Here is a 13,185-nt window from a genome sequence, read left to right as displayed (position 1 = left end):
GCTCTCTCCTCTGCGCTTTCATCTGAAGAATCTCATGGACTTGAGGGCTTTGAACGCCTTGTCGATGTATCCGTCGGATATGATCGGCCACGAGAACCCGAGCCTGTACAGCGCTTTCACAGTATACGAATCGTCCGCGGCCACGAACCTGCGCGACTCCCCTGCGTTGCCCAGATAGCTGATCAGTCCGGAGATGTACTCCACATTGGATTCGTCTTTCATCGCTTCCTGGAACCTTCTCTCGAATTCCTTCTTCGAAACGACCTCGACAGGCATCCCGTTGTCCCTCATGACTTTGAGCACGTTTGCCATGTGGACTTTGTGGCAGTTGCTCACGTGGAACGTGGTAAACTTATCGGGGGTGCCAGCGAGGATGACGACGGCCTTCGCGACCATGTCTATGGGGGAGAACTCCACCTCTGAGTCCATGTCGGTGACCGAGAAGAATCCCAGCTTCACATAGGATTTCATCTGCTTCATGAACGCGTTGGTGCCGAAGTTGATCTGGAACTCTCCGTCGCTGTCGCGGCTCATCAGGTTACCCACGCGGATTATCTTCGCCTTCAGGCCGCTCGGGATGGCCTTGATGATCTCCTCCTCGGCCATGAACTTGGAGCGGGCGTATTTGTTGTCCAGGTTCTGTCCGAAGTCCAGCTCATTCTCTCTGATCTTGCGTTCGGGAGGTATGCTTCCGTTGACGGATTCCCCGGCCACGCTTTCGGTGGAGATCTGAACCAAGATGGAACCGGTCTTTTCCGCCACGCCTATGAGATTCGTCACTCCGCCGACGTTCACCTTGTCTATCGAATCGTCCGCGGCGAAGTGCTTCACCACCGCGGCGCAGTTGATGATGGTGTCGAACTCGCATCCCTCAAGTTTGCTCATCAGATTCGGGTCGGTGATGTCGCTGTCGATGACCGTGACGTTTCTGAGGGAGTCTTCGGTGCCCATCCCGCCGAAGTAGTACATATACATGGTTTTCAGTCTTTCCTCGGAAGTCTGGCCCTTCCCGCTTCTGACCAGGCAATAGACATGCTTGGCGTTCCTTCTCAGAAGCTCCCATAGGACGTGGGAACCGAGGTATCCGGTGGCTCCGGTCAGAAGGATCCTGCGCGGGCTGTGGGAGCTTATGGAATCCAGGTTCTCCGTTACGTTCCAAGACAGCGGGCTCTCGTCGATCGCCGCTCTGGTTTCCTCCTTGCCGGTCTGTCCCAAGGTCCCGATGAACTTGGCCAAAGATTCCGGCGACGGGTTGTCGAAGACGTTCTTGTAGACTATCGGGAACCCGGAGTTCATGCAGCTCAGCACCAGCTTGGACGCGGAGATGGATGTACCGCCGATCTCGAAGAAGTCGTCGTCCGCATAGACTTTCTTCAGGCCGAGGACGCTGGCATATATCTCGCACAGCTTGGCTTCCATCGGATCAGAAGGCTCCTTCCCGGCTCTCCTGGGTTCGGACGAAGGCTCTGGGAGCTTCCTTCTGTCGACCTTCCCGTTGGCGTTCATGGGTATTGAATCCAGCTGCACGAAATGCGCCGGGACCATGTACGGAGGCTTGGATGCTCTTATGAAATCTGCAAGGCCTTTGAAATCCACAGGATTGTCTGAGACTACGTACGCGGTTATCGACTTCCCTCCGGCGGGGTCGTCGAACGCTTTCACGGTGGCGTTCTTGATGCCTTCGTAGCTGCGGACGATGCCTTCCACTTCTCCTAGCTCTATCCTGAATCCGCGGACTTTCACCATTCCGTCGCGGCGGCCGATGTAGTCTATGTTGCCGTCCGGCAGCAGGCGTACTACGTCTCCGGTCCTGTAGAGGCGTTCGTGTCCGGGCTCGTCGGAGAACGGGTTTCTGGTGACGGTTTTCGCTGTCTTCTCGGGGTTGTTGAGGTATTCCCTGAACACCTGGGGCCCGCTGATGCAAAGCTCTCCGCAGCAACCCACAGGAACGATCCTGTCGCTCTTGTCGATGACGTAAAGCCTCACATTGGTGTTCGGCTTTCCTATCGGCAGCAGCGGGCTGTCGTCCTTCACAATGAAGGTGGTGACGTCCACGGTGCATTCCGTCGGCCCGTAGATGTTGTAGAAGTCGACCCATTTCGGCGGGTTGAGCGGCACGAGGCTCTCCCCTCCGGACATGAATGCCTTCAGGGATCTGCATTGGGTGGTCTCCATGAACATCCTGCCCATCTGCGTGGTCATGAAGCCGTGCGTTATCCCGTTGCTGATGAAGTATCTGTCTACCTCGGCCAGGTCCTTGCGGATCTCGTCGGGGATTATGTGGACGGTGGCGCCGCTGGACAGGGATGCGTGGATGTCCATCATGCACGCGTCGAATCCGTAGCTGGCGTACGATGCGTATCTCGATCCGTTCTCCAGCTTTACCTCAGGGATCATCCAGTTGAGGAAGCTGGAGAGATTCCTGTGCTCGAGAACGCAGCCCTTCGGAGTCCCGGTGGTGCCTGAGGTATACAGAATTATGATCGCGTCCTCTGGGGATGGGGCCAGCGCGGACACGTCCGGACGCTCGCCTGCGCAGAGGCCCGGGATCTCGTCGATGTACAGCACTTCTCCTTCATAACCTGGGACCATATCGCGGAGCTTTCTGTCGGCTATCAGCAGCCTGACGTCGGAGTCCTTCATCATGAAGAGAAGACGCTCCTCCGGATAGGTCGGATCCAGGGGCTGATATGCCGCTCCGGCCTTTATTATCCCCTCAGCCGCGACGACCATGTGGATCGATCTGGGTACCAGCACAGCAACGTACTCGTCCCTGCCGATGCCCTTGGAATTGACGTATCCTGCGATGTGGTCGGTGACCTCGTCCAGCTTCCCGTAGGTCATGCTCTCGCCGAGGTGGACCACGGCCAGGCTGTCGGGATGCTCCCTGGCATTCTTCCTGAACATGTCGACGACGGTCAGCGACCTGTCGTAAGGCGAATCGGTGTCGTTCAGCTTCCTGAAGGCTTCCGCTGTTCTCCCGTCAGAAAGGCTGATCTCGCGGAGGGTCGCGCATCCCAGGAACTCGGACAGAGCCTTATCGAAAGCTCTCGCGAAGGAACCTATGAATTTCTCTGTGAACCTGTCTTTGTCGTACTCCACCTGGTACGCGAGTCTGCCGCCCTGGATCACGGCCTGGAAAAGCATGGGTTCTTTCTCTCCGGAGAGGCTTACCATGACGGACTCTGAAGGCTTCCCGCAGAAGCTGTCGAATCCGAAGCCGTCTCCCTGATAGACGAACAGCACATCGGCCTTGACTTCCAGCTCGCGGCTGATCTCAGCGAATGAGTAGATGTCGTTCGCCATGCTGCTCAGAATTTGCTCACCGGTCTTCTCTGAAAGGCGTAGAGGTGACATCGACTCATCCGAGACGTCGCAGAGCACCGGGAGCGTCTTCACGTACATCGAGATGGAATCCATGGTTCTGGAGTCGTTCCTCCCGTTGTATATCGTCGTGAACACCGAATGCTCGTTGCCGTTGTATTTCGCCAGAACGAATCCGAAAGCCGAGAGCATGAGGCTGTTGACTGTGATCCCGGCTCTCTCGCAGCTCTCGGACAGTTTGGGCGCGGAGTTGAGCTCGCTTTCCATCACGAAAACGCTGGGGGCACTCGGATCGGGATGGTATCTGTCGCCTTTGGGGAGAGAGTCTCTGTCGTATCCGGCCAGAAGGCCATCGTAGTACTTCTTCGCCTTCGACAGGGCCTCATCGGTCCTCTCCTCGGCCTCTTTGAGCGACGCCTCGAATCCGCTGAACTTCTCTGCGCTCAGCTCTTCGCCGGAATAGGCTTTGGTGATGTCTTCGGTGAGTATGTTCATCGATGTGCCGTCGCTGATTATGTGGTGCATCTCGATGAACAGGTAGTTCCTGTCGGCGTGTATCAGCTTGATGCGGAACAGCCTGGAGCCGATGAGTCTGAAAGGCTGGGCCAGCGTCGGCATCAGGGAGTCGATGGACTTTGCGGTCACCTCTTCTATCTCCTCCTCGGAGAACGTCGGCAGGCCTTTTCTGAGCAGGCGGATGTCCCCGGATTGGTCGGCGAAAATCGTCGCCATCATGAAGGGGTGGGCGTTCACCGCCTTGACGATGGCCGCCTTCAGCTTTCCTTCATCGATCGAATCGTCGTACCTGATCAGCAGCGGGATGTTGTAGACGGTGCTTTCCGGCCTGGCCATGCATTCTACGAATATCCCTTCCTGCGATTTGGTGAGGGGATAGTCGTCCTGGATCCCGTAGGTTTTGGCGGGGGCGGAGCTTTCTATCAGTTTCTCAAGTTTCTCGATGGTGCTGTTCTCTTTGATGTCCTTCGATTTGAAGGGAATGCCGAACTCATCGGAGAGCAGGACGTTGAAGCGGATGCTGCCTATGGATGTGAGCCCTGCATGAAACAGATCCGTGTCTATCCCGAACTTATCCGTGCCCAGCACTTCCGTTGCTATCTTGAATATGCGCTTCTGAGTTTCCGTCTGAGGCGGGGTCGCCTTGCCGAAGTCCAGCGCCGGGACTGGGAGCTTCCTCCTGTCGACCTTGCTGTTGACCGTGAGCGGGATGCTGTCCAGCTGCATCGTGACCGCCGGGACCATGTACGGCGGTTTGGTGCTGAGGATGAAGCTCTCCAATTCTTTGATATCCACCTTTTCGTCGGAGACGACGTACGCCGCGATCTGCTTCCCGCCGGACGGGGCGTCGAAGGCCTGCACCGTCGCATCTTTGATGCCGTGGAAGGCACGGATTGCCCTTTCGACTTCGGTGAGCTCTATCCTGAATCCGCGGACCTTCACCATTCCGTCGCGCCGGCCTATGTAATCTATGTTGCCGTCGGGAAGGAGACGGACGATGTCTCCTGTCCTGTAAAGCTTCCGGTGGTCCGGCCCGTCTGAATACGGGTTGTCCACGAGGACGGAGGCGGTTTTGTCAGGGTTGTTGAGATACCCTCTGAATACCTGCGGCCCGCTTATGCAGAGTTCCCCGCACGCGCCAGTCGGCACTATCCTGCGGTCGCTGTCCAGGACGTACACCCTGACGTTTGTGTTCGGCTTCCCTATCGGCAAGAGAGGGCTGTCGTCTCTGACGATGAATGATGTTACGCTGACTGTGGTCTCCGTGGGGCCGTACAGATTGCGGAATTCAATCCAATCCGGTGGGTTCAGCGGCACCAGAGCTTCTCCGCCCGTGCAGAAGTGGCTCAGAGATCTGCATTGGATGGTCTCCATGAACATCCTGCCCATCTGCGTGGTCATGAAGCTGTGGGTGATTCCTTTCTCCGTGAAGAAGGAGTCCATCGCGGCGAGGTCGCTGCGGATCTCGTTCGGGATGACGCATACGCAGGATCCGCGGGAGAGGGGCACCATAGTGTCCATCATGCACGCATAGAATCCGAAGCTGGCGTACGTCGCGTATTTGGATTCTGGGCCCAGGCCGATCTCATCGCCGTACCAGTTCGCGAAGGCAGCTATGTTCCCGTTTTCCAGGACGCACCCTTTGGGTTTGCCGGTGGTTCCGGATGTGTACAGGATAACGAACGCGTCTTTCGGGGAGGGAGACAGGGAGCGGACGTCCGGCGCCTGGCCTCCGAATCTTTCATCGAATTCGTCTGTGTACAGCACGTCGCATTCGTATCCGCGGACCAGGCCAGCCAAGGAGCGGTCGGCGATCAGCAGTTTGACGTCGGAGTCTCCCATCATGTACAGGAGGCGCTCTTCCGGATAGGTCGGATCCAGAGGCTGATATGCCGCGCCCGATTTCACCACGCCCATCGCCGCTATGACCATGGATTCGGATCTCGGGACCAGGATGGCGACGAACCGGTCTTTGCCTATGCCTTTGGACGCGATGAACGAAGCGATGTGGTCCGATATCCTGTCCAGTTCCGAATAGGAGACTATAGTACTATTAAACTCAACAGCCGGGCGATCTGGACGCTCTTTTGCCCTTTCTCTGAATAAATCCACTATAGTCTTATTTCTGTCATAATCCGAATCTGTGGAGTTCACGCGCTTCAGCAGGGCGATGTCATCTTCCCCGGCGATGGCGACGTCCCTCAGCGTCGGCGATACGATGAAATCCGTCGAGCATCTCTGCAGGACATCGAGGAAGCTTTCCATGATGCCTTTCGAATACATCGAGGCGTCATACTCCAAATCAATGAGGAAGCCGTCCTTCATGGGATAGACCTGGACGGTCAGCGCGTTTTTGACATCCTTTATCTCCATCTGGGAGTCGAGGACGCCCTCATCATCCAGGATCCCCTGGTAAGCGAAGAGCACATCCGATGTCACGCCGAAGCGGGAGCTGATCTCCGAGAAAGGCACGGTGTCGTTCCGCATCGAGGCTGCCAGCTGGTCTGTCATGCGCTTTACCAGCGCGCCCGGGCTTTCGTCAAGATCGTATCTGGCTACGACCGGAAGCGTCTTGACAAGCATCCCCACCAAGCGCGAGGTTCTCCCTCCTTTTCTGCCGTTGTGCACCGTGGCGTGGCACGAATCGTCGGTGCAGTTGAATCTGGACAGGGCGAAGCCCATCACCGACTGGAAGAATGCGTTCTCCGTGGATCCAGACGCTTCTACGAACGTCTTGAGGCTTTCCGGCCGCAGATTCAGCTTGGATCTCAGGTGGCCTTTGGACTTGGTATCGCCGTAGGCGTCCCTCTGTATCAGGGATGTTCCGTCCACATCAGACAGAAGTTCACTATAGTACTTCAAAGAACGACTATAGTCTCCCGACCCAGCACGTTCCGATTCCTCGTCCGAGAGGTCGAACATGGTGTAAGTCTCGGCTATCGGATCTCTCCCGGATATGGCGGCCTTTATGTCGTCCATCAGGACCAGACTGGACGATCCGTCGAACATGATGTGGCTGAAGTCCATAAGCAGCGCGATATCATCGCCGATATCGAAGGTCACGATCCTGTACAGGCTCTCGGACAGGTCGAATGGCCTCACGAACGTTCCGCGGTATGCCTCCAGATCGGATTCCGAGCCTCCCATGCGCTCTATCCTGACTTCCGCGTCCGGGTGGGGGATCATGCACGGCTCCCCTTTGCCGTCGTGGCCGATGGTGCATTTTAGGCCCGGATGGGCTTCTACTACCTTCCTGATTATATCATCGATACTCCGGCCGGACAGCTGGCTCTTCGGGATTCTGGCCTGCATCGGAAGGTTGTACATCACCGTATCCGGATCCGCGTAGCATGCCTGGTATACGCCCATCTGCGGGCCGGTAAGAGGGTACATGTCCCTGAGCTCTTTCCTCTCCGCGGGCGCCGAAGCGGATTTCTCCACCAGCTTGGAGATTATCTCATCCGATACCGAGGCGATGGAGCATCCTCCCAGCATCGAAATCACATCCAAATCGACGCCAAACCTTCCCATCACTTCCGACGTGAATTTGATTGCCGTGAGAGAGCTCAGGCCGCAGTATGCGAGGTTCTCATCGTAGCGGAAGTCATCCCTTCCGGTTATCGACTTCAGAATCTCCCTCACTCCTTTGGTGACGGCATTCTCCTCGAAATCGGTCGGCCCGGCGGTTATTGCCGAGCCGCTCCCTGGTTCGGTCGGATTCGGAAGGGATTTCCTGTCGATCTTCCCGCTGGCATTCAGGGGCAGCCTATCCATCCTGATGAGATACGCAGGAACCATATATCCCGGCAGTTTGCTTCTGAGATAGTCGCGTACGGCGTCCACCGGGATGTCAGCGGCCGCGGCGTAATAGGTGCAGAGGAAGGTCTGGCCGTCCGCGCCTTCGAAGTCCTTCACGGCGGCTTGGATGATGCCTGGCAAACCCATCATGACCCCGGATATCTCCCCGGGCTCCACGCGCTGCCCGTTGATGTTCACCATCCAATCGTTGCGCTCGAGGAACAGCAGATTCCCGTCCTCCAGGCGGCGTCCTATATCCCCAGTGCGGATCATCACGCCGAATCCATCGCGATTTTTGAACGGGTTGGGGACGAAGGCCTTGGCGGTGGCTTCGGGAAGGTTGAGATATCCGTCCGAGAAGTGTCCGGCGAAGCATATCTCCCCTTCCTCCGCTTCCTTTCCATCTTTGTCCAGAACGTAGGCGCATACGTTTTTGGCAGGTTTTCCCAGAGGGGTATTGTCGTAAGCTCTGTCGAGGAAGAAGCAGGTTGCCATGCTGCAGGTCTCCGAGGACCCGTATCCGTTGACAATGACGAAATCATCAGACCATGCCTTCACCGCGCGCTCTCCGCCGATGATGACCAAGCGGATCGTCTTCTTCCTCTGGCGGAAGTATGGGAGCATCGCCGGCGCCATGAATGTCATGGTTATGCCGTGTTCGGAGGTGAAATCCGATAGTTTGTTGAGATTCATGCGCACGTCGGCGGGAACTATGTAGTCTTCGCACCCGAGCGCAAGCAGCGGGAGGATGATCGCGGTCCCGACGATGAAGGTGAACGCCGCAGGGTTCGCGAACCTGTCGGAATCCATGACATTGAACATGTCTTCGATCCTTTCGACGTACGAAGAAATGGAGAGATGGGAGTGGATGACGCCTTTTGGCCGGCCCGTGGATCCGGAGGTGTAGATGATGAAAGCTCTGTCGCCCATAGAAGGGATCACTGGATCGCGATCGAGGGGGGCCGCCGAAAGATCGGAAACGTAATCCGGGGTCACGCGTATCATGGCTCCGCTGTCTTTTGCGATGAATTCTTTCCTGTCGTCCGGATAAGCGCTGTCAGAGGGGACGAAGAACGCCCCCAGCATCCATGCCCCAAGCATGAAGCCGATATATTCTTTGCAGCGGGGAAGCTCTATGGTTATTCCCTGGCCCTTCTGAAGGCCGTCCCTTTTCAGAGATGCCGCTGCCCGAGAGGAGTATTCGCGCAGCTCATCATATGTGAAGGTCCCCTCGGCAGTCCATATCGCCAATTTATCTGGCGAAGATTCCATTCTCTCCAAAATCATCCCGAATACATCGCGCATTTCGGCACTCCCTGATGGTTTCGCATCGCGTCCATCATAAATATAGTGGACGAATGCTTTTTTATTAATTGGCTATATTAGTAATACTTGTTCGGCAATATTATTTGGTTTTGCATCCGGCGGCAACAGGCTTATCCTCCATGACGGATACCGTGTCCGGTTGGGATGGTGTTCGGATGGTTACGCAGAAAGGGGAAGCAAAGCGCGCCGGCGGATCCGCCAGCACCCGAATCTCCGGAGCAGAGCCTTCCGCCCGGAGGAACTGATCCCCAATCTGATTCCAAGGAAGTTTCCCATAAAGATGGAAACGCATCCGAATCGCAGCCAGTCAGAATGGCAGCGCTTTATGAGCGTCAAGCGAAGGATGGGGATGCGCATTCCTGTTTCCTTCTCGGAGAGATGTATGCCAGCGGCTTCGGGGTCGGCAGATCGATGGACAAGGCCATCAGCCTGTTCAGAACGGCCGCCGAAAAAGGGGATCCGGATGCGCTGGCCAAAATGATGGAGCTTTTCGAGAAAGGGAAGTGGCTGCCAAATCCTCGCAGTGATGCCGTCAGGCTGTACAAGATCGCAGCTTAGCAAGGGAATGAGCATGCTATCGGCGAGCTCGCCGACCTATGGTTTTATGAGCCGACCGGAAGCTGGAGCGGCCGCCCCTACCGTGAAATGAGAGCGGAAGCATACGAAAGGATCTCGGCCCGGATGCCCGGGGCGGAAAAGGATGTCGCCGCCCTGTTCCGTCTGGTGGATTCCCGCGTCTCGAACTGGATATTCTCTCAGGAGGAGGCGGAGGGGATCTTCCTTGCGGCGGCGGGCATAACGCGCCATGTAAGTCTCAGGACTACGCTGGGTCTGAGCGCCGAGTTTCTGAGGCTGATGGATCGTTTCAGCAAGGGCACCGACTATTTCATACGCCAGCATTTCGTGAACATCGCCAGGAACAGTCTGCGCATAAACAACGCCGACAGCTTCGATTGCTGCACCCTCAGTTCCCTGAAAACTCTGTTCGGCCCGCATATGTACGCATCGGATGAGTTGGTCCGCATTCTGGCGGTGATCGCGGACATAGAGAAGCCTATGAATCCCCGCTGGAACAATTTCCAGAAATTCGCGTATCTTCACAGCCGCATAACGTCCACGATCCAGTACAACGATTCGTACAGGGACGGCCTCAACATCTCCGTGCCACCTTACGGATGCATGAAAACCTGCTATGACGACAACAGCATGCGCGGCCTTCTCACCGGGAGCACCATATGCCTCGGCTATTGCCTCATCCTCGGGGAGCTTCTTCTGAGGCAGGGGATAGAGAACCACATAAACATGCATAACCACGCTTTCAGCATCATAAAGATCGACGGGAAATATTTCGTCCTGGACCCTACCCAAAGCGCCGCTTTGCTGAGATACTACGGCGATTTCGACCGTCTTTACAACGGCTACGAGAATGTCGACGAATTCCTGGCTTACAAGGACCACAGGTTCGAGATGAGCCTTTTCCCAGACCGGGAGAACCCGGAATTCTTCATGTTCGACGGCGACTTATACAGGGATACGCTGAAGCACGTCCTCAAGATCCGCTGGTTAGATATGATGTCCCATTGCGTCAGATATGGGGGCAAGACCGCTTATTACGCGCAGATAGGCACCATAGAAATCAACGGCAGCGAATACATCCAATACCTGTACCAAGATTCGGATGATGAGAGGGCTATGCCGGTTCTGGTCCATTCCAAGGCAAATCTGAGCTCGTTCCTGGCAGCGATCGACAGCAAAGATTACGATCCAGAGCATAAGAGGCTGAACCTGGAAATCTTCGACCCGGCCAACGTTGACGATTCTCTGCGCCATTACAACGTGGATCTTGGAGCAGTCTACAGAATAGTCAAAACAGGGGATCCGGAGAACCGCCTGGATATCCGCAGATACCCTTCGGACACGTCAAAAATCAGCAGCCTCACGTTCGCCTTCAGAAGGAAGGACGGGACGCTGATTATAGCTATCCCGCGGTCCATCAAGGTCGTGCCCGCAGGAGGGAAAGAATTCGTTCTGCGCGGCTACAGGGTCTTCGTCAGGGGCAGCAGGAACAATGCTATCGCGTATCGGGGCTATTCCGTCTGCACCGAGACCGACCTTTCAGAAGTCAGGGGCTGGCCAGAGAAAGAGTTCGTTGCGAATGTTCTCTTCGGGGAAGAATCCCTGATCCAGGCGGCCAGAGAGCGCCGCGGATATGCAGGGGCTATGCGCCCGTCCGGCGGGGGATTAGAAGTCGCCATGAATCCGGTGCTCTGCGAGTTCTTCTCTTCCATGGATTATCCGGACATCTTCCAGATGCCTTGCTGATGTCCGAAGTTGACGCATTTTTCTGGTGGCCATAGGCGGCAGATACATTATCGGCGCGGGCTCCGCGGTCAAGGAGGAAGCCCCCGAAGATTCCATAATGGCCGGCAATCTGCGTGTCCCTTCCAAAAAACAGGCAGGAGAGGGCCGGAATGAGCGCTCGGAACGAGGTCTGCTATTGTTTCGGCGACTACCAGACAAGAAATTGAAGCGGTTATGTGCATGGGTATTTGTACCGAATTCCGATGACGTAGCGAATCAACATGCCATACGCTGAGATAAACGGAATCAGAATGCATTACGAAGAAGAGGGAGAAGGGACGCCGGTAGTGCTGATCACAGGCTTTTCCGGGGACACCAGCTTCTTCAAGCAGCTAATCCCGGATCTCACGCCCAAATATCGCGTGGTAGTCTTCGACAACAGGGGCGCAGGGACGACCGAATACGGTTCAGACACCATAGAGCCCCAGGATTTCGTGGACGACGTTCTGGCGCTGATGGATTATCTTCGCATCTACCGCGCCCATATGCTCGGATGGTCTCTCGGAGGGCATATAGCACAGGAATTCGCCATCCAGCATCCGGAGCGCCTCATCACTCTCACTCTCGTCTCTGCCTATCCATATAGGCCGGCGAGATCGAGCTACTTCATGAACGGCATAGTGGACTGCGCTCTGAGGGGCGGAGATCCCGAATACATCAGCATGATGACCAACGCATTCTGCTTCACCGAGGATTTCTTCTCTGGATTGGAATCTAAAGGGAAGACGCTCAGATCGCTGAAAGGTTTGGATCCCAAGGGCCTCAAAGACCAGATGCACGCTCTGGATGGCTTTGACACGCGGGACAGGCTCCATACGATATCCGTACCGACGCTGTCCGTTCACGGCCTCAGCGACATAATGGTGGAGCCGAAGCTCGGCGATTTCATATCGGACAGGATACCGGGATGCATAACTCTGAGGATCCCAAACACCGGCCACATCGTGAAGCCATCGCTTTATTCCAAGGAGTTCATGGAGCACATGGCCTCCCATGAGCGATCGTGCTGAGGGCTCTCAGTTCGGGCACATCGCCTCAAAAGTTTTTGTCCCGTCTGAAACGCATTCAATTCGCCGATTGCTTTTATGGGTATGGCTCAGTCTGATAAGGTCCGAGCCAGGGTGGATGATTCGAATAGCCAGTTGGGACCCAAGGGTTGGGAGGGACCGCTGGATTCCAGCGGGGGTTACTCAGAAACAGATTGGGTAAGGGCAGAGAATTGGGTCGAAGGGAAGGGGAATTGGAACGGGGAAAGGCGGCCCGTGGCAAAGCCGTCTGATGGAAAGGTTCGGCCGGGGACCCCGGCCGTTCATTGTTCGGAGTGCAGTCTCAGGACCTTGCCCTCGCCGGTGAAGTGGCGAAGGCTGAGGTCCTCGGCGGTGGCCCCGATCTTTCCGTCGCCGTCATAGAAGGCGTATCTGAAGAACGCCTTGGGGTCGACGTAAGAGAGTGCACCAAATCTGATGTCCTGCAGGTCCGTCCCGCTGAACGCGCCGTAGCCGATGGAATAGGCGCTGCTCAGGTCAGCTCTTGTAAGGGACCCGCAGCAGTAGAAGGCGTGCTTCCCCACGGATTTGACTGTTCTGAGGTCTATGTCGGAGAGGGAGGCGCACCCGCTGAACGCGCTCGTGCCTATGGATTCGAGGGTGCCGTCATTATGCACTGTTTCGAGGGCCTTGCACCCGCTGAACGCATAGGATCCGATTGAGGAGACCCCCCCGAGCTCGACGGACCTGAGACTGGAGCATCCGGAGAAGGACCTGTACCCGACGTCGGCGGAGGCGGTGACTGATTCCAGTTTGCAATTCCCCATGAAGGCCTTGGAGGCTATGGAGGCGACCTCCCACTCGAACCCCAGGT

The 13,185-nt window shown here is 56.3% G+C and carries 5 protein-coding genes; 3 read left to right on the top strand and 2 right to left on the bottom strand.

The annotated features are described in order from the left end of the window. Positions 1 to 18: 18 nt before the first annotated feature. Entirely contained in the window at positions 19 to 8,943 is an 8,925-nt protein-coding gene (locus tag IKP20_05915) for an amino acid adenylation domain-containing protein (protein ID MBR4504489.1), read from the bottom strand. Between the two features lie 333 nt (positions 8,944 to 9,276). Here IKP20_05915 and IKP20_05910 point away from each other — a divergent pair, with 333 nt between their 5' ends. From IKP20_05910 to IKP20_05900, 3 genes are all read left to right on the top strand, one after another. Beyond that, positions 9,277 to 9,522, top strand: coding sequence for a sel1 repeat family protein (locus tag IKP20_05910; GenBank protein MBR4504488.1), 246 nt, complete (start codon positions 9,277 to 9,279; stop codon positions 9,520 to 9,522). 87 nt (positions 9,523 to 9,609) lie between these two features. Beyond that, the gene (locus tag IKP20_05905; protein ID MBR4504487.1) at positions 9,610 to 11,286 is read left to right on the top strand and encodes a hypothetical protein; all 1,677 of its coding nucleotides are present in this window, start codon (positions 9,610 to 9,612) and stop codon (positions 11,284 to 11,286) included. Positions 11,287 to 11,576: 290 nt separating this feature from the next. Beyond that, positions 11,577 to 12,335 (top strand): alpha/beta hydrolase, encoded by a 759-nt coding sequence (locus IKP20_05900; GenBank protein MBR4504486.1) that lies wholly within the window; start codon positions 11,577 to 11,579, stop codon positions 12,333 to 12,335. 299 nt (positions 12,336 to 12,634) lie between these two features. Here the strand turns inward: IKP20_05900 and IKP20_05895 are convergent. Continuing rightward, the coding region (locus IKP20_05895) for a leucine-rich repeat domain-containing protein (protein ID MBR4504485.1) at positions 12,635 to 13,185 on the bottom strand (551 nt) is incomplete at its 5' end.

The organism is Candidatus Methanomethylophilaceae archaeon (genome assembly GCA_017524805.1).
Taxonomy (GTDB): Archaea; Thermoplasmatota; Thermoplasmata; order Methanomassiliicoccales; family Methanomethylophilaceae; genus Methanoprimaticola.
This window is presented reverse-complemented; position numbering and strand designations above follow the sequence as displayed.

Coding starts and splice junctions, on each gene's coding strand:
- IKP20_05915 (MBR4504489.1), bottom strand. CDS start 8,943: ATGCGCGATGTATTCGGGATGATTTTGGAGAGAATGGAATCTTCGCCA.
- IKP20_05910 (MBR4504488.1), top strand. CDS start 9,277: ATGGCAGCGCTTTATGAGCGTCAAGCGAAGGATGGGGATGCGCATTCC.
- IKP20_05905 (MBR4504487.1), top strand. CDS start 9,610: ATGAGAGCGGAAGCATACGAAAGGATCTCGGCCCGGATGCCCGGGGCG.
- IKP20_05900 (MBR4504486.1), top strand. CDS start 11,577: ATGCATTACGAAGAAGAGGGAGAAGGGACGCCGGTAGTGCTGATCACA.